Raw genomic sequence first — 16971 nt, 5'->3', positions numbered from 1 at the left:
CCGGCCGCTCCTGGCAGCCCGAATCTTGGCATTTCGAAAAAACCCGATGTCCGCCACACCGACGACCGATCGACTGGAATCGAGCCTCGCGCCGGCCTTTGTGGCTTTGTGCGTGGGCGCCGTCGCCATGGGGATCTCGCCGATTTTCGTGCGCTTCGCCGCGGCCGATGTCGGACCCTTCGCCAGCGCGTTCTGGCGTGTCGCGCTTTCTCTTCCCGTGGTCTACGCCTGGATGGTGATCGAGGAGAAGCGGGCGCCGGTTGATGCGCCCCGGCGCTCCTATACCCGCGCGACGGTGCTGGCGGGCCTTGCATTCTCGGGCGACCTGTTCTTCTGGCACCTTTCGATCCTCAACACGACGGTCGCCAACGCCACCTTTTTTGCGACGACCGCCCCCCTCTTCGTGATCCTGATCGTCTGGTTCGTGCTGAAGCAACGAATCTCACGGGGCACCATCGTGGGGCTCCTGTTCTGCCTTCTCGGCGGCGGCGCGCTGATCGGTCAGAGCCTTCAGGTCGATCCCGCCCGCATTCGCGGCGATCTCTTCGGCGTCGCCACCGCGTTCTTCTTCGGCCTCTATTTTCTGGCGGTCGGGCGGGCGCGCGACAACGCGGGCGCCGCTCGGGTGACGTTCGAGGCCGGAATGGTCACATCGGCGGTCCTGCTGGTCATCGCCCTCCTGTTCGACACGCGGGTGATCCCGCACACCTGGCAGGGGACCGCCGCCCTCACCGCCATGGCGTTCATCAGCCAGGCGGGCGGCCAGGGCCTCCTGGCGATCGCGCTCGGCCGGCTTCCGCCGGTATTCTCGTCGCTGGTGATTTTCCTTGAAGCCATTGCGGCTGCGGTCTTCGGCTGGCTGATCCTGAACGAGGCGCTGACGCTGATTCAAAGCCTCGGCGGCGCGTTGATTCTCATCGGCATCTGGGCGGCACGGCCACGATCGCATGCGCCGGTCGGATGATGCCGGGTAAAGCAGGGCATCGCCATCCTCTTCAAACAAGGGGTTTTGTCTCGGCGGACCGGCAAAAATCTCACTTTTCGCGGATCCGGTCGGGATGATTTGCGGCGGGGGCCTTGATGCGGCACCGCTTCTGCCCGACAACGATTCGACATACTTTCCGAAGCATTGTGCGATTTCTTCATCCGAAGCGACTGAACATATATCCATGACCGCCGCATTTTTCCTATCGGCTCCTCGCTGGCGGCGAAGTCTTGGCGTTGCCCATTCTCGCGGCGCCGCTCTGGGCTTCGCATTCTTCCTCGCAGCCGGATCGCTTCTCGCCGCAACGCCTGCGCGGGCGGATCTGCGTCTCTGCAACATGACCTCGAGCCGGGTTGGAATCGCGCTTGGTTATCGCGATGCGCAGGGCTGGGTCACGGAGGGCTGGTGGAACCTGAATTCGCGCGGCTGCGAGACCCTTCTCAAGGGCCAGTTGTCCGGCCGCTTCTACTATGTGTACGCCCTCGATTACGACCGTGGCGGCGAGTGGAGCGGGCGATCCTTCATGTGCACGCGGGAACGCGAATTCACCGTGCGCGGAACGGAAGATTGCCTTGCCCGGGGCTTTGATCGCAGCGGCTTTTTTGAAGTCGACACGGGTGAACAGAAAAGCTGGACGATCCAGCTCACGGAAACGAACCGCCCAGGGGGGCAATAAGATGAGACGCGGACGGCGCACGAAAATTCTGGCCACTTTGGGACCCGCTTCCGAAAATCCGGAAATGGTCGCAAAATTGTTCGAGGCAGGCGCCGACGTCTTCCGCCTCAACATGAGCCACCTGCCGCGCGAAAAGCTGCGCGAGCGCGTGGCGATGATCCGTGCGGTGGAGACGCAATTCAAGCGCCCGATCGCCATCCTGGCCGATCTCCAGGGGCCGAAGCTGCGCGTCGACATGTTCGAGAATGATGGCGCGACGCTGGTCAAGGGCCAGGCGTTTACCCTCGATGCCGACAAGACGCTTGGGACCTCGAAGCGCGTGCACCTGCCGCATCCGGAAATCCTGTCCTCGCTCGAGCCCGGCCACACGATCCTGATCGACGACGGCAAGCTTCGCCTGCGGGTAAAGAGCGTCGAGGAAGGCTCAGCCGTGACCGAGGTCGAGGTCGCCGGTCGCATCTCGAACCGCAAGGGCGTCAGCCTCCCCGACACGGTCATCCCGGTCGCGGCGATGACCGAGAAGGACCGCTCCGATCTCGAGGCGGCGCTCGATGCGGGCGTCGACTGGATCGCGCTCTCCTTCGTGCAGCGTCCCGAAGATGTCGCCGAAGTGAAAAAGGTCGCGCAGGGCCGCGCTCTCGTCATGTCGAAGCTGGAAAAGCCACAGGCCATCACCCGCCTCGACGAGATCATGGAAATTTCCGACGCCGTGATGGTCGCCCGCGGCGATCTCGGGGTCGAGATGCCGCTGGAGAAGGTGCCGGGCATCCAGAAGCTCATCGTCCGCACCGCGCGCCGGCTCGGCAAGCCGGTCGTGGTGGCGACCCAGATGCTGGAATCGATGATCGTCGCCCCCGTTCCCACGCGCGCCGAAGTGTCGGACGTGGCGACGGCCGTCTATGACGGCGCGGACGCGGTCATGTTGTCGGCCGAAAGCGCCTCCGGCCAGTATCCGGTCGAGGCGGTCGCCACCATGAGCCGGATCGCCGAGGAGGTGGAGCAGGACCAGAGCTACTGGACGATCATGAGAAGTCAGTCCACGCCGCCCGAACAGACGGGATCGGACGCGATCGCGGCGGGCGCGCACCAGATCGCCGACACGCTCGCGCTCAAGACCATCGCGGCCTGGACCTCCTCCGGCTCGACCGCGTTCCGCATCGCCCGCGAGCGCCCCAACTCGACGGTGGTCGCGCTCACGCCGAACGACAACACCGCCCGCCGCCTGTCGCTGGTCTGGGGCGTGCATCCGATCCGCACCAAGGATGCGAGCGACGTCGACGATATGGCGTTCCGCGCCTGCAAATTTGCCGTTCGCGAGGGCTTTTCGCAGGTCGGCGACCGCATCATCATCGTGGCGGGCATGCCGTTCGGAACGCCGGGCGCCACCAACATGGTGCGCATCGCCTTCATCAGCCCGGAACACGCCGCCCAGGCGTGATCCTCATTTGACCAGCCGCGGCCCGGCCATCCGTGCCGTCAGGGCATCGACCCGGGCGCGGACCAGGTCGCCCCTGGCGTAATGGGGCATGTGGCCGATCCCGGGCAAAATCACCAGTTCGGTGCCCGGCACATCCCGCGCAAACGAACGGCTGTGGAGATCCGTCCAGACCACATCATCCGCATCGCCGCCGATGACCGTCGCCGGAACGTCGATCTCCCCGTAACGTCGGCTCTGCCGCTCGACCGCCTCATGCAGCACCGCCACGTCGCGGCCGTTCGCCAGCATGGTCTCCGGCCGCAGCAGAAGGCCCAGATGGGCGCGCTCGATGAAATCCGACGGCATGATCTGGGGAGCGAAGCTTTGCTCGGCGACGGCCCGGAAGATCAGGAGCGCCAAGGGGGTGGCGATCGTCGCCGCAACCGCACGCCCGGCAGGCGAGCCCGCAAGACGATGATACCAGGAGATCTCCCCGCCCGGCCACGGATAGGTCGCGCCGGAGAGAACCAGGATGCCGCCGGTCACGTCCTTATGATCGAGGGCGAGGTGAGGCAGGATCGCGCCCGCCCACGAATGACCGATGACCAGCGCATGCTGGACTCCCAGCTGGCGCAGGCCTTCGGCGATCACCCGCGCCTGGTCGGCGGGTTCCGCGGCGCCGATTCCCGGACCCCGCTCGCTCCAGCCATGGCCAGGGCGATCGAAGGCGATGACTCGGTAGCGCGCGGAGAGCGCATCGCCGAGGCCCAGCATGGCTTCGACGAGATTGGATGAGGCGCCGTGCAGGAGCACGATGGTGGCGCGCGGCACGCCTGCGCCAAGCGAACGATCGACGTAGTGCAGGCGACGACCGTCGACCTCAAGAAAGCGTCCGGTCGGAGGATAGCGGGCTTCCATGACGCGGGCATAAACCGCCGTGAAGAGCGCGCTCCCGGCAAGAAGCATTGCCACGGCGCCGACGATGATCACGAGGACCTTCATGCTTCGATCTGGAGCACGATTCCGAAGAGTGGGAAGCGGGTTTCGGCTGCCATCGTGCTCCAACGATTCGAATCGATCACGTCTTGGGAATGCTGTTCTAGAGATCCTGCCCGTCGATCTCCTGCCCCAGCTTCTCGACGATCGGCTGCAGGTTCGGGATCTGCGGATTGATCTTCAGCGCCCGGCGAAAAGCCTCGAGCGCGCGTCCTTTGTCGTCGGAGGCCATGAAGATCTGGCCTAGGCCCGCCCAGGCGGCGTAGTGACGGGGCTCGATCGTCAAGGCGCGGTGGAGGTCCGCCATCGCGCCCACGGGGTCGTCGAGCTGGTAGAAGACCGTCGCGCGGGTGTACCAGGCTGAAGCCCAGCCCGGCTGCAGGGTGACGACCCGGTCGAGAAGCTCGACGGCGAGGTCGAGATTTTTCTTTTCGGCGGCCTCGGAGGCCCGGCTCAACAGGAGATCGGCGGTGTCGGACCCGGAGCGCGCCCAGCGCCGCTCGATCAGGTTCGAGATGCCTTCCGCCTCGCGCTCGTTTTCCGCCTTGGCCAACCGGTCGAACAGGCTGTCGAGGGTGACGGCGCGAGACGCGTCCGGCTTGGAAGCCGGACGGGATTGGTTTCGCCCGGGCTCAGGCCGACCCGCATCCTGCGCCCAGGCGGCCGGCGCTGCGAGGCCCAAGGATGCGATGACGGCGAGCACAAAAAGGCGCATGCCGGGATCTTTGGGGATCCCGGCATGCGCCGTCAATTCATAAAACCGTGCGGCCGAAAGTCGCCTGGCCGCGGCGCGACTTAACCCTGGCGGGCCTTGTAGCGCTTCTGGGTCTTGTTGATGATGTAGACGCGACCCTTGCGACGAACCAACTGGTTGTCACGGTGACGGCCGCGGAGCGACTTCAACGAGTTGCGGATCTTCATGTCCGGTCTCCAGCAGCCTCTCGGGAAGGCCGACAATAAGCAAATGGTGGGCGCGACAGGGATTGAACCTGTGACCCCTACGATGTCAACGTAGTGCTCTCCCGCTGAGCTACGCGCCCGAGAAACGGCGATCTTGCGCCCCGTTTCGGGTGTGGAGCGCGATATACCGGCTCGCGCGCGGGGACGCAAGCCGTGGCGGCGAACCTTTTTCAGGCGGCCATCATTTTGTCGACCTCGTCCACCAAATCGCGCAGGTGGAACGGCTTCGACAGCACCTTCGCGTCGCGCGGGGCCTGCGAATCCGGGTTCAGGGCGACGGCCGCAAAACCCGTAATGAACATGACCTTGATCTCGGGATCGAGTTCGGTCGCGCGGCGCGCGAGCTCGATGCCGTCCATTTCGGGCATCACGATGTCCGTCAGGAGGAGTTCGAAGGGCTCTTCCCGCAGCCGGTTATAGGCCGAAAGACCGTTATCGAACGAAGCTACGTCGTAGCCGGCGTTCTGCAGGGCCTTCACGAGAAAGCGCCGCATGTCGTTGTCGTCTTCGGCAAGAAGGATCTTCATCAGCCGCCAGCCCCAAATCGTCTCGATGTATCGCCTCTTCATGACGCGTGCGGGTAAATAACCCGTGAAAAATGGCGACCTTTCCAAATCATATAGCCGTGGACAGATCAGGCCGCTGCCGTAAACTGGTTGACGCTACGTTTGTGAAGCCAGCAAAGCCAGTGTCCGGAATGCGTTCAACCCTGACCGACGAGTTCGACCCCGCTTTCGTTGTCGTCGAACCTCCGGCGCAAATTTTGCCCCTCGTGTTCAACATCCCCCATGCGGGCGCGGTCTATCCGGCCTCCTTCCTCGCTCAGTCTCGCCTCGATGCGCTGGCCCTGCGCCGGTCCGAGGACGCCTATGTGGATGCGTTGTTCACGCCAGCGGCGGAACTCGGTGCTCCGCTCATGACGGCGCATTTTCCGCGCGCCTATCTGGATCTCAACCGGGAGCCCTACGAGCTCGACTCGCGGATGTTCGACGGCAGGATCCCGACTTTCGCCAATACCCGGTCCATGCGCGTCGCAGGAGGACTCGGCACAATCCCGCGGATCGTGTCCGATGGGCAGGAAATCTATGCCGGCCGCCTCCCGGTGGAGGAGGCGCTGCGGCGCATCGAGTGGCTCTACAAGCCCTACCATCGGACGCTGCGACAGCTGGTCAGGCGCACGGCGCAGACCTTCGGCGAGGCCATTCTCATCGACGGGCATTCGATGCCGTCGAGCAGCGTCAATCGCGATGACGGCGCGAAGGCGGATATGGTGTTGGGCGATCGCTATGGCACCAGCTGCGCGCCAGTGCTCACCGAATTGATGGAGGCGGCACTTCGGGAGCGTGGCTATACGGTGATCCGCAACAAGCCCTATGCGGGCGGTTTCATCACCGAGCATTACGGCGAACCGGCCCTCGGCCGACACGCATTGCAGATCGAGATCAACCGCGCGCTCTACATGGAGGAGCGCACGCTCGAAAAAAAGCCCGCCTTCGCGACCCTCGCGGCCGACCTCAGGCATGCATTCCGTCAGGTGATGGACGACCTCGGCGGCGAGATCACGCCTCGCAGCATCGCCGCCGAATAGCGGTTTGGGCAAGAAAAAAGGCCGCCCTTGCGAGCGGCCCGAAGTTTAGGGAGGAAACGCCCAAGAAGGGCACGATAAGGCGACGCCAATCGCCATACCGCAATGCACAATTTAATGTGCGGCGCACAAAACGCAACACAATTTTCGTTGTTTTCTATGCGCATGGCGCATGCCTGCTAGGATGCGGATCGACCGCACCTGCATAAAATACCAAGCTCAGGAGCATCCAGCCGGCCAGCGCGGCAAAGACCAGCCGGTAGCCTTCCGGCAGATAGATGCCCGCCGATGACCGCCCCACCGCATCCATCAGCACCCCGGTGACACTTTGGGATAGAAACGCGCCGCCCATGGTGCCGATATTCATGAGCGTGATCCCCCGCCCGGTGATTTCCGGTGGAAAAAGCGACTTTCCGTGAGCCGTCAGGATGGGCGTGAACGCGACCGCAAGGCCGAAGAGGGCGAACCAGACGGTCGCGGACGTTCGGTCGATGGGGAATACCGCCAGAAAGATAAGGAGCAGCGCCGTCATCAGTCCGCCCGCCATAACCGGGCGCTTGTAGCTGCCCCAGAAGCGATCCATGGCGCCCCAGCCGAACAACCCGACCGTCTGGGCGGCGGCACCCACCAGCAGGATGTTGCCGCGGGCGCTGAGATCGGCTCCGTGCACGTCGCTGAGAAACGGGCCGCCCCAGAGGCCGATGGTCGAGGCGAAACACGAATAGGCCGTCAGGTGAACGAAGAAAACCCGCCAGAACGACCGCACCCTGAGCGCGGCCCCAACGCCCCGAAAGGCCGAAACCCAGCTTTCGCGCCCCGATTCCACCCGCGCGTCCCGGGGCACCGCGAAGATCAGAGCCACCGACAGGATAGCGGTCAGGGCGACCACTCCGAGGAACGTTCCGCGCCAGCCGACCGCAGCCGCCGACGCGGCCAAAGGCGCGGTCGCGGCCAATGTGCCGAAATTGGCAAATCCCAATTGCAGGCTCGCCAGCGCGGCGAAGCGCTCGGGCGGAAAGCGCCGGGCATAGATCACGAGCGGCGCCATCAGGAAGGTCGAGCAGCCGAGACCCATGAGCGCCCGCGCGGCGATCAACATGCCGGCCGAAGGTGCAATCGAGAACAGCAGGGTGCCCACCATGGTCAGAACGGCCATCGTCAGCATGACCTTTTTCGGCCCGTAACGGTCGATTGCAATGCCGACAGGGATCTGGGCAGCCGCAAACGAAAGAAAGAACGTGCTGGACAACATCGCGATCTGGGTCGCCGAAAGGCTGAGCTCCCGCGCGAGATCGTTGGCGATCACGCCGACGGAATTGCGCAGGAACTGACTGATCGAATAAATCGCCACCAGCGACGCAATGAGGAAGAAAGCGGTTTCCCGGTGCCGCGGGACCGTCGGAGAGGCGTAATTCATTCTCGTTATTGTCCGGTAAGGTGCCAGGGTCTCTTGCCCCGGGAGAAGCGCTTGATAAAACCGGAAGGCGAACGGCACGCCAAGCCGGTTCCTGTTTAAACAAGCCTGTTCCCGTTTAAAATGGCCCGCACAGAGGATTTCAACGCATCATGGCGCTCATCGACTTCACGCAGTTCGTCAATGAGCTTGCGACCGTCTCGGGCCAGGCAATCCTGCCGTTCTTCCGAACCGCCATCACGATGGACGACAAATCCCGCGGTGGCGATTTCGACCCGGTGACCGAGGCCGACCGGGCCGGCGAGTCGACTTTGCGCCAGATCATCAAGCGGTCGTTTCCGACCCACGGCATCGTGGGCGAGGAATTCGGGACCGAGCGGGAAGAGGCCGAATACGTATGGGTCCTCGACCCGATCGACGGCACCCGCGCCTTCGTTGCCGGATTGCCCACCTGGGGCACCCTGATTGGCCTCACCCGCAACGGGAGCCCGGCTTTCGGGATGATGCACCAGCCGTTCACCGGTGAGCGCTTCTTCGGCGATTGCGGCCGGACGACCTATCAGGGGCCGGGCGGCGAGCGCAAGCTCAGGACCCGCCGCTGCTCGTCCCTGAAGGACGCCATCATCTCCACCACCAACCCGAAGCTCTTTGCCGGCGACGATCTGCGCGCCTATGACCGGGTCGAGAGCGTCGCCAAGCTCGCCCGTTACGGCTGCGATTGTTATGCCTATTGCATGCTCGCTGCAGGGCATATCGACCTCGTGGTCGAATCGGGCCTCAAGCCCTATGACATCGTCGCGCTGATCCCCATCATCGAGGGCGCCGGCGGCATCGTGACCTCCTGGGATGGAGGCTCAGCCGCTCAGGGCGGCCGTATCGTGGCTGCCGGCGACAGCCGGGTCCATGCCGCCGCCATCGAGTTGCTGAGCCGCTAGCCTCACGGGGGCGCTCGACGCAATTGCGATCGCTTCCGGCGTGCCCGGAATGAAGGCATCGAACGCGGCCCAAAATTGCTCGCGGATCTCGTCGCGTTCCATCAGGATTTCATGGCGGGCGCCGGGAATCACGATGGCGTGTCCCGCTTTGAGCCGGGCAGCGAAGCGTTCGGTGGCTGGCGTCGCGCAAACCGGGTCGGCTCCCGCGGCGATGATCAGCGTGGGCAGGCGGATCTTTGGCGCGTAACGCGGATCGATGAAACGCTTCATGAAGCGGTAGGCCGAATCGAGCCACGAGACGGTCGGCGCCCCGATGGCGCCGTCGCCGATCGCCTGCGCCGCTTGGGCGTTGCGGCCATACCGGACCGGATCGCTCGTCAGCCGGTTGCCCGTGAACGGCTTGGTCGAGATGGAGGTGGCACCGCCGCCCGGCACGAACGCCTTGCCGAAGCCGAGCCAGTTCAGCACCCGGACCAGGATCGCCGCGAGGCGCGAATACTTGACCATCGAGAGCGCGATCATCGGGGTCGTCGTCACCAGGCGGCGGAAGGGCAGCCAACTGTCATGGGCGGCGGCGAGCGCAATCGCACCACCCATCGAGTGAGCGAGCGCGAAATGCGGCTCCGGCATGAACGGCACCAGAACCTGATCGCGGACCGCCTCGATATCGCGGCGGAAATCAGCGAAGCGCCTCACATGACCCTTGCGGGCATTCTTGACCTGCCGGCCAGACATGCCCTGTCCGCGCCAATCGAAGGCGACGACAGCAAAACCCCGCTGCCGTAAGTCACCGATAACCTCGTAGTATTTTTCGATGAACTCCGCCCTGCCCTGCATCAGGCAGACGGTGCCTTTCACGGCATCGCCCTCCGGCATCCAATAGGCGGCGCGCAGCCGGAGACCATCGCTCGTCGTCACCTCGACGAGGTGCGGATTGTGCGGAACCGGATTGTCGGGGGTGGCCAGGAGCTGAAGCACGGCGCGCATTCTCAAGCGGGAACTGTCGCCTTTATAGGAGGATTTTTTGCTTTGCCTATCCGCCTCTTGACAGCCGACATGGCGATTCCCAGATCACAATCGTGCTGGCCATCCAGGCGGCACGTCCCTCGGCCCAGCCCGTTGTGGTGGTCCGGATTTCTGCATGTTGCTTCTAATGGAGGATATGCCATGCGACAGTTTGATCTTGCTCCCCTCTACCGTAATACGGTCGGTTTCGACCGCTTGTTCGCGCTGCTCGACCAGTCGGTCGGCCTCGACGCGGCCCCGACCTATCCGCCTTATAACATCGAGCGCACCGGCGAGAATGCGTACCGCATCACCGTCGCGGTCGCCGGCTTCACCGATCAGGATCTCTCGATCGAAGTGAAGGAAAACACCCTCTCGGTGCGCGGCGAGCAGAAGGCCTCTGAAGGCCGAAAGGCCGAAGTGCTCTACCAGGGCATCGCGGCCCGCACCTTCGAGCGGCGCTTCCAGATCGCCGACGGTGTGCAGGTGACCGGCGCCAGCCTTGAGAACGGCTTGCTTCACCTGGATCTCGTCCGCGAAATCCCGGAATCGAAGAAGCCGAAGCGGATCCCGATTGCGACGCGCACCGCCACGCCCACCATCGAGGCGAAGCAGGCGGCCTAATCGCCAATCGACGAGCTGTTTTGAAGCGTCCCGGCCGGTCCGGGGCGCTTTTTTTGCGGCCTATTCGGCTGCCTGTCTGGCCGATCCGGCGCGCGCTAGGTCGAGAAAGGACGCAATTTCATTCTCAGTCGTGGCAAATGACAGGACGAGACGGATCAGCTCCTCGTCCGCGCTGATCTGCTCACCCTGCGGAAGGCTGATCTCCGTCCATGTGAGATAGCGGGCGCCCGCCTCCTGCAGCGCTTTATGGACGCGCTTCGGCACGACAGGGAAGACCTCGTTCGCCTCGGTCGGCCAGGCGAGCCGCACCCCCGGCAATTGCGTCAGCCCTTCCGCGAGGCGCCTGGCCATCAGATTGGCGTGACGGGCATTGGCGAGCCAATGGTCGTCGTCAAAATACCCTTGCAGCTGAGCTGCGATCAGGCGGCCCTTCGAGATGATCTGTCCGGCACGCTTGGCGCGGTAATCCATGGCCTCGGCGAGATCTCTGTTGAACACCACGATCGCTTCCGCCATCAGGCAGCCATTCTTGGTCGCGCCGAAGGACAGAATGTCTATACCCTGCTTCCACGTCATCTCGGCGGGGGTGCAGCCGAGCGACACGAGTGCGTTGGCGAAGCGCGCCCCATCCATGTGGAAGAAAAGGCCGCGCTCCCGGCACACCGCGCCCAGCGCCGCGATCTCGGCCGGCGAATAGACGATGCCGCACTCGGTCACCTGCGAGATCGAAAGCGCCTTGGGCGGCATCTGCTTGACGGCCTTCGGGAGGCTGTCGAGATAGGACGACACGGCTGCGGGCGCGAGTTTGCCGCCGACGCCCGGCAGCCCCTTGAGCTTCGCGCCATGCATGAAGAACTCGGGTGCGCCGCATTCGTCGTCGATCACGTGCGCCTCCTCGTGGCAGATGCACAATCCCCACGGCGGCACGGCAGACGAGAGGGCCAGCGCGTTGGCGGCCGTGCCGGTCGTGACCAGAAACACCGCAACCTCATGGTCGAAAATTTCGGCGAAGCGTCGCTTGATGCCCGCGGTGAGTTCGTCGTTGCCATAGGCGGGCATTGCCCCTGCATTGGCCTGCACGAGGGCCTGCATGACCGGGGCGCTGGCGCCCACGATGTTGTCGCTGGCGAAATTCATCGAATGGTCTCCTTCGGCGGAGCAGACTGCCGACCGGCGACCTCATGTCAAGAACCTTGACCTATCGGTGCAGTCTTTCGCTGGGACTCGGAAAAAAGTGGCTTTGTTGCAATCCTCAGCCCCGGCTTGAAATTTTTGTCTAAAACTTTTCCACCGCCTCTTGTGCGGCGTGGTGAAGTCTGCCAATTTGCCTGTATTAGGACAGCCATGCTGTCCCATCTGGAGCGCTTGCGCTCTCGCCCTTGGGATATTGTTAATGCTTCGCCAGACGCGAACGAAACGAGACACCACCAATGCCGCCCGCAAAACGTGGGCGGAACGGGCGAATCTCGGCTGACATCAGCCCGGTGAGCCCGCGAGGAGCGGGCACCACGCGACAGGACCCGGCCCTCCAAAGACGAAGAAGACGGCGGGCGAAGGGCGATCCAATCCTCCCCAGACCCCAGCCGCCTCAAGACTTCTATGACGTGCCTGAGCGGATATGTAGATCTGGTATGAGCGAGGCCCCGGAATGAGCGAACCATCGATGAAGAGCCTGGAAGCCGCCGTCCCGTCGCGGACAGCCGATGCCGCCAGCACCGCCCCGTTTGGCCGCGACCCCGCGTTTCCGCCCGCTCAGGGACTCTACGATCCCGCCCGCGAAAAGGATGCCTGCGGCGTCGGCTTCATCGCCGACATGAAAAACCGCCGGACGCACACCATCGTCGAACAGGGCCTCGCCATCCTCGAGAACATGGACCATCGCGGCGCCGTCGGTGCCGACCCGAAGAGCGGCGACGGCTGCGGCATTCTCGTCCAGATCCCCCACCGTTTCTTCGCCGCCGAATGCGCCAAGCTCGGCATCTGGCTGCCGGAGGAAGGGCAGTACGGCGTCGGGCATCTCTTCATGCCGCGCGACCTCGAAGGCATCGCGCTCGTCGAGGAGATCGTCGCCAAGGCCATCGTCGCCGAGGGATTGCAGGTTCTGGGATGGCGCGACGTGCCGGTCGATTCGCGCGATCTCGGTGAGAGCATCAAGGCGGGCGAGCCGCTGCACCGGCAGATCTTCGTCGGCAAGGGCAAGGCGCCCGACGACGAGGATGCATTCGAGCGCAAGCTGTTCCTCGCCCGCAAGGTGATTTCGAACGCCGTCTACGACATGAAGGACGCGCGCACCTCCGGTTACTATCCCGTCAGCCTGTCGTCCCGCACCATCGTCTACAAGGGCATGGTGCTGGTGCATCAGCTCGGCAAATACTACCTCGATCTGCAGGACCCGCGTTTCGAGAGCGCGATCGCGCTCGTCCACCAGCGTTTCGCCACCAACACCTTCCCGACCTGGCAGCTCGCGCATCCCTACCGCATGGTCGCCCATAACGGCGAGATCAACACGCTGCGCGGCAACGTGAACTGGATGGCGGCAAGACAGGCATCCGTCGATTCGGATCTCTTCGCCAACGACATCTCGAAAATCTGGCCGATCTCCTATGAGGGTCAGTCCGACACGGCCTGCTTCGACAACGCGCTCGAATTCCTGGTGCGCGGCGGCTACTCGCTGACCCACGCCATGATGATGCTGATCCCCGAAGCGTGGGCCGGCAATCCGCTCATGGGCGATGACCGGCGTGCTTTCTATGAATATCACGCCGCCCTGATGGAACCGTGGGACGGCCCCGCCGCCGTGTGCTTCACCGACGGCAAGCAGATCGGCGCGACGCTCGACCGCAACGGCCTTCGTCCGGCGCGCTATCTCGTGACCGATGACGGCCTCGTGGTGCTTGCGTCCGAGATGGGCGTGCTGCCGATTCCCGAGGAGAAGATCGTCGAGAAGTGGCGGCTGCAGCCGGGCAAGATGCTGCTCATCGATCTCGAGGAAGGCCGCATCGTCTCTGACGACGAAATCAAGCAGCAGCTTTCCACCGCCCACCCTTACAAGGAGTGGTTGAAGCGCACGCAGATCGTGCTGGAAGATCTCAAGCCCGTGCAGGCGCGCGAATCGCGCACGGACGTGTCTCTGCTCGATCGCCAGCAGGCCTTCGGCTACACACAGGAAGATCTCAAGTTGCTGATGCAGCCGATGGCCGTGACCGGCCAGGAAGCGGTTGGCTCCATGGGTTCCGACACGCCGATCTCTGCGCTGTCGGACAAGCCGAAGCTGCTCTACACCTATTTCAAGCAGAACTTCGCCCAGGTCACCAATCCGCCGATTGATCCGATCCGCGAGGAGCTCGTCATGAGCCTCGTGTCGTTCATCGGCCCGCGCCCGAACATCCTCGATCTCGAAGGCACTTCGCGCCGCAAGCGGCTGGAGGTGCGCCAGCCAATCCTCACTAACGAGGATCTCGAGAAGATCCGCTGCATCGGGCATTTCGAAGATCGTTTCGACACCAAGACCCTGGACATCACCTACCCGTCCGAACTCGGCGCAGAAGCGCTCGACGGTGCGCTCGACCGGCTTTGCGACCGCGCCGAGGCGGCTGTCCACGGCGGCTACAACATCATCATCCTGTCGGACCGCATGGTCGGGCCGGACCGCATTCCGATCCCGGCACTGCTCGCCACCGCTGCCGTGCACAACTATCTCATCCGCAAGGGCTTGCGGACCTCGGTCGGGCTTGTGGTGGAATCGGGCGAGCCGCGCGAGATCCACCACTTTGCGTGCCTTGCCGGCTACGGCGCCGAGGCCATCAACCCGTATCTCGCCTTCGACACGCTCCTCGGCATGAAGGACGAGATGCCGAAGGAAGTGGACGAGGACGAAATCGTTTCGCGCTACATCAAGGCGATCGACAAGGGTTTGCTAAAAGTGATGTCCAAGATGGGCATCTCCACTTATCAATCCTATTGCGGCGCGCAGATCTTCGATGCGGTCGGCCTGAAATCGGACTTCGTCAACCGGGACTTCTTCGGCACCGCGACGATGATCGAAGGCATCGGGATGGACGAGGTGGCGGTCGAGAATGTGCAGCGCCATCGCGATGCTTTCGGCGACGCGCCGATCTATCGCCACGCGCTCGATGTGGGCGGCGAATACGCCTACCGCCTGCGCGGCGAGGAGCATGCGTGGAATCCCGACACGGTCGCGACCCTGCAACACGCCGTTCGTCTCAACGCGCAGGATCACTATCGCGAATTCGCCCGTCTGGTGAACGAGCAGGAGAACCATCTCAAGACGATCCGCGGCATGTTCAAGATCAAGCTCGCAGAGGAGAGCGGACGCAAACCCGTTCCGCTCGAATCCGTCGAGCCCGCCAAGGAGATCGTGAAGCGCTTCGCCACCGGCGCCATGTCGTTCGGCTCGATCTCGCGCGAGGCGCACGAGACGCTGGCGCTCGCCATGAACTCGATCGGCGGCAAGTCCAATACCGGCGAGGGCGGCGAGGAACCGGACCGGTTCCGGGTGCTCAGCGACGGCCGTTCCAAGCGGTCGGCCATCAAGCAGGTGGCGTCCGGCCGCTTCGGCGTCACGACCGAGTATCTGGTCAATGCCGACATGATGCAGATCAAGGTTGCGCAGGGCGCCAAACCCGGCGAAGGCGGACAATTGCCCGGCCACAAGGTCGACGCCAAGATCGCACGCGTACGTCACTCCACGCCTGGCGTCGGGCTGATTTCGCCGCCGCCGCATCACGACATCTATTCGATCGAGGATCTGGCGCAGCTGATCTTCGACCTGAAGAACGTCAACCCGGCTGCCGACGTGTCGGTGAAGCTGGTGTCGGAAGTGGGCGTCGGCACGGTGGCGGCCGGTGTCGCCAAGGCCCGCGCCGACCACATCACGATCTCAGGTTTTGAGGGCGGCACGGGCGCTTCTCCCCTCACTTCGCTGAAGCACGCGGGCTCGCCGTGGGAGCTCGGCCTCGCCGAGACCCAGCAGACGCTGGTGCTGAACCGCCTGCGCGGCCGCGTCGCCATTCAGGCCGATGGCGGCTTGCGCACCGGGCGCGACGTGGTGATTGCGGCCTTGCTCGGTGCCGACGAGTTCGGTTTCTCGACCGCGCCTCTGATCGCCGCCGGCTGCATCATGATGCGCAAGTGCCATCTCAACACCTGCCCGGTCGGCGTCGCCACGCAGGATCCCGTGCTGCGCAAGCGCTTCAAGGGCCTGCCCGAACACGTCGTCAACTACTTCTTTTTCGTCGCCGAAGAAGTGCGCGAGATGATGGCCGCGATGGGATTCACCTCGCTCGACGAGATGATCGGCCAGTCGGATCTTCTCGACAAGAACGAGGCGATCCACCACTGGAAGGCGAAGGGTCTCGACTTCTCGCGCATCTTCCACAAGCCCGATGCCGGTCCGCATGTTGCGATCCGGCACAGCGAGCAGCAGGCTCACCCGATCGCAAACGTGCTCGACCGCGACCTGATCGCCAAAGCGCATGCAGCGCTTGAGACCGGCGAGGCTGTCGTGATCGACGCGAAGGTCCGCAGTTCCGACCGGACAATCGGCGCGATGCTGTCGGGAGAAGTCGCCATGCGCTACGGCCATGAGGGCCTTCCCGACGACACCATCACGGTGAACCTCGAAGGCACGGCCGGACAGAGCTTCGGCGCCTGGCTTGCGGCGGGCGTCACCCTGTCGCTGACGGGCGAGGCCAACGACTATGTGGGCAAGGGGTTATCGGGCGGCAAACTGATCATCCGGCCATCCGCCCAGAGCCGGGCCGTTCCGGAGCATTCCATCGTTGTCGGCAATACGGTGATGTATGGCGCGATCGCGGGCGAGGCATATTTCCGCGGCATCGCGGGCGAGCGCTTCGCGGTCCGCAATTCCGGCGCCATCGCGGTGGTCGAGGGAACCGGCGACCACGGTTGCGAATACATGACGGGCGGCCTCGTCGTCGTGCTCGGCCAGACCGGCCGCAACTTCGCGGCGGGCATGTCCGGCGGCATCGCCTATGTGCTCGACGAGGATGGCAGCTTTGCCAAGCGCTGCAATCTCTCGATGGTCGATCTCGAACCCGTCGAGGAAGAAGAGGAACTGATGCGGCGGATCCACCACCACGGCGGCGATCTCGAAACCAAGGGCCGCATCGACATCCTCGGCAACATGTCGGGTTCCGATGAGGAGCGCCTGATGCAACTCATCTCGAACCACGCCACCTATACGGGTTCGGAGCGTGCCAAACACATCCTTGACGAATGGGCGACCTACCGCACGAAATTTGTGAAGGTCATGCCGGTGGAATACCGCAGGGCACTGCAGGAAATGGATCGGCTGCGCAATCTGCAGGCGGCAGAATAAGGACGAAGGGGCA

Annotated in this window: 14 protein-coding genes and 1 tRNA gene; 7 read left to right on the top strand and 8 right to left on the bottom strand. The window is 64.0% G+C overall.

Going from position 1 to position 16971, the window contains the following annotated elements:
• Positions 1 to 46: 46 nt before the first annotated feature.
• The 3 genes from FEZ63_RS02155 (at position 47) to pyk (ending at position 3099) form a co-directional block, all read left to right on the top strand.
• The gene (locus FEZ63_RS02155) at positions 47 to 964 is read left to right on the top strand and encodes a DMT family transporter (RefSeq protein ID WP_150941992.1); all 918 of its coding nucleotides are present in this window, start codon (positions 47 to 49) and stop codon (positions 962 to 964) included.
• A 205-nt stretch (positions 965 to 1169) separates the two neighbouring features.
• Positions 1170 to 1661, top strand: coding sequence for a DUF1036 domain-containing protein (locus tag FEZ63_RS02150; protein ID WP_150941991.1), 492 nt, complete (start codon positions 1170 to 1172; stop codon positions 1659 to 1661).
• Position 1662: 1 nt separating this feature from the next.
• Positions 1663 to 3099: a pyruvate kinase gene (gene pyk / locus FEZ63_RS02145; RefSeq protein WP_150941990.1), complete on the top strand. Its 1437-nt coding sequence runs from the start codon at positions 1663 to 1665 to the stop codon at positions 3097 to 3099.
• A 3-nt stretch (positions 3100 to 3102) separates the two neighbouring features.
• Here the strand turns inward: pyk and FEZ63_RS02140 are convergent, their stop codons facing one another.
• The 5 genes from FEZ63_RS02140 to cpdR all read right to left on the bottom strand — a co-directional run bounded on the left by FEZ63_RS02140 (position 3103) and on the right by cpdR (position 5561).
• Complete coding sequence (locus FEZ63_RS02140; RefSeq protein ID WP_150941989.1) at positions 3103 to 4080, bottom strand: alpha/beta fold hydrolase; 978 nt, start codon at positions 4078 to 4080, stop codon at positions 3103 to 3105.
• A gap of 97 nt (positions 4081 to 4177) precedes the next feature.
• Complete coding sequence (locus FEZ63_RS02135) at positions 4178 to 4789, bottom strand: tetratricopeptide repeat protein (RefSeq protein ID WP_150941988.1); 612 nt, start codon at positions 4787 to 4789, stop codon at positions 4178 to 4180.
• An 80-nt stretch (positions 4790 to 4869) separates the two neighbouring features.
• Positions 4870 to 4995: a type B 50S ribosomal protein L36 gene (gene ykgO, locus FEZ63_RS02130; protein WP_150941987.1), complete on the bottom strand. Its 126-nt coding sequence runs from the start codon at positions 4993 to 4995 to the stop codon at positions 4870 to 4872.
• 44 nt (positions 4996 to 5039) lie between these two features.
• A tRNA-Val gene (locus FEZ63_RS02125) sits at positions 5040 to 5114 on the bottom strand.
• A gap of 90 nt (positions 5115 to 5204) precedes the next feature.
• Positions 5205 to 5561, bottom strand: coding sequence for a cell cycle two-component system response regulator CpdR (cpdR, locus tag FEZ63_RS02120; RefSeq protein WP_150942329.1), 357 nt, complete (start codon positions 5559 to 5561; stop codon positions 5205 to 5207).
• Between the two features lie 170 nt (positions 5562 to 5731).
• On the opposite strand from cpdR, the gene FEZ63_RS02115 reads away from it, so the two are divergent.
• On the top strand, positions 5732 to 6622 hold the full coding sequence (locus FEZ63_RS02115) for an N-formylglutamate amidohydrolase (protein ID WP_150941986.1): 891 nt from the start codon (positions 5732 to 5734) through the stop codon (positions 6620 to 6622).
• 154 nt (positions 6623 to 6776) lie between these two features.
• Here FEZ63_RS02115 and FEZ63_RS02110 read toward each other — a convergent pair whose 3' ends face one another.
• Positions 6777 to 8036 (bottom strand): MFS transporter, encoded by a 1260-nt coding sequence (locus tag FEZ63_RS02110; RefSeq protein ID WP_150941985.1) that lies wholly within the window; start codon positions 8034 to 8036, stop codon positions 6777 to 6779.
• A 149-nt stretch (positions 8037 to 8185) separates the two neighbouring features.
• Between FEZ63_RS02110 and hisN the strand changes: the two genes are divergently transcribed.
• Positions 8186 to 8968: a histidinol-phosphatase gene (hisN, locus tag FEZ63_RS02105; RefSeq protein WP_150941984.1), complete on the top strand. Its 783-nt coding sequence runs from the start codon at positions 8186 to 8188 to the stop codon at positions 8966 to 8968.
• Here the strand turns inward: hisN and FEZ63_RS02100 are convergent.
• The gene (locus FEZ63_RS02100; protein ID WP_201274068.1) at positions 8888 to 9946 is read right to left on the bottom strand and encodes an alpha/beta fold hydrolase; all 1059 of its coding nucleotides are present in this window, start codon (positions 9944 to 9946) and stop codon (positions 8888 to 8890) included. The genes hisN and FEZ63_RS02100 overlap by 81 nt on opposite strands.
• A gap of 189 nt (positions 9947 to 10135) precedes the next feature.
• Between FEZ63_RS02100 and FEZ63_RS02095 the strand changes: the two genes are divergently transcribed.
• On the top strand, positions 10136 to 10597 hold the full coding sequence (locus FEZ63_RS02095; RefSeq protein ID WP_150941982.1) for an Hsp20 family protein: 462 nt from the start codon (positions 10136 to 10138) through the stop codon (positions 10595 to 10597).
• Between the two features lie 60 nt (positions 10598 to 10657).
• Here FEZ63_RS02095 and FEZ63_RS02090 read toward each other — a convergent pair whose 3' ends face one another.
• Positions 10658 to 11734, bottom strand: coding sequence for a threonine aldolase family protein (locus tag FEZ63_RS02090; protein WP_150941981.1), 1077 nt, complete (start codon positions 11732 to 11734; stop codon positions 10658 to 10660).
• 511 nt (positions 11735 to 12245) lie between these two features.
• Here FEZ63_RS02090 and gltB point away from each other — a divergent pair.
• Positions 12246 to 16958, top strand: a complete 4713-nt coding sequence (gene gltB / locus FEZ63_RS02085; RefSeq protein ID WP_201274067.1) for a glutamate synthase large subunit — start codon at positions 12246 to 12248, stop codon at positions 16956 to 16958.
• Positions 16959 to 16971 lie beyond the last annotated feature (13 nt).

Source organism: Microvirga brassicacearum, from assembly GCF_008757455.1.
Taxonomy (GTDB): Bacteria; Pseudomonadota; Alphaproteobacteria; order Rhizobiales; family Beijerinckiaceae; genus Microvirga; species Microvirga brassicacearum.
Note: the sequence above shows the minus strand (reverse complement) of the source record. Positions and strands in the feature narration are given on the sequence as shown.

Bases quoted from the DNA above. Each gene is read 5' to 3' on its own strand.
- hisN (WP_150941984.1), top strand. From the start codon at position 8,186: ATGGCGCTCATCGACTTCACGCAGTTCGTCAATGAGCTTGCGACCGTC.
- FEZ63_RS02150 (WP_150941991.1), top strand. From the start codon at position 1,170: ATGACCGCCGCATTTTTCCTATCGGCTCCTCGCTGGCGGCGAAGTCTT.
- FEZ63_RS02095 (WP_150941982.1), top strand. From the start codon at position 10,136: ATGCGACAGTTTGATCTTGCTCCCCTCTACCGTAATACGGTCGGTTTC.
- cpdR (WP_150942329.1), bottom strand. From the start codon at position 5,561: ATGAAGATCCTTCTTGCCGAAGACGACAACGACATGCGGCGCTTTCTC.
- pyk (WP_150941990.1), top strand. From the start codon at position 1,663: ATGAGACGCGGACGGCGCACGAAAATTCTGGCCACTTTGGGACCCGCT.
- FEZ63_RS02155 (WP_150941992.1), top strand. From the start codon at position 47: ATGTCCGCCACACCGACGACCGATCGACTGGAATCGAGCCTCGCGCCG.
- FEZ63_RS02135 (WP_150941988.1), bottom strand. From the start codon at position 4,789: ATGCGCCTTTTTGTGCTCGCCGTCATCGCATCCTTGGGCCTCGCAGCG.
- FEZ63_RS02115 (WP_150941986.1), top strand. From the start codon at position 5,732: ATGCGTTCAACCCTGACCGACGAGTTCGACCCCGCTTTCGTTGTCGTC.
- gltB (WP_201274067.1), top strand. From the start codon at position 12,246: ATGAGCGAACCATCGATGAAGAGCCTGGAAGCCGCCGTCCCGTCGCGG.
- FEZ63_RS02090 (WP_150941981.1), bottom strand. From the start codon at position 11,734: ATGAATTTCGCCAGCGACAACATCGTGGGCGCCAGCGCCCCGGTCATG.
- FEZ63_RS02110 (WP_150941985.1), bottom strand. From the start codon at position 8,036: ATGAATTACGCCTCTCCGACGGTCCCGCGGCACCGGGAAACCGCTTTC.
- ykgO (WP_150941987.1), bottom strand. From the start codon at position 4,995: ATGAAGATCCGCAACTCGTTGAAGTCGCTCCGCGGCCGTCACCGTGAC.
- FEZ63_RS02140 (WP_150941989.1), bottom strand. From the start codon at position 4,080: ATGAAGGTCCTCGTGATCATCGTCGGCGCCGTGGCAATGCTTCTTGCC.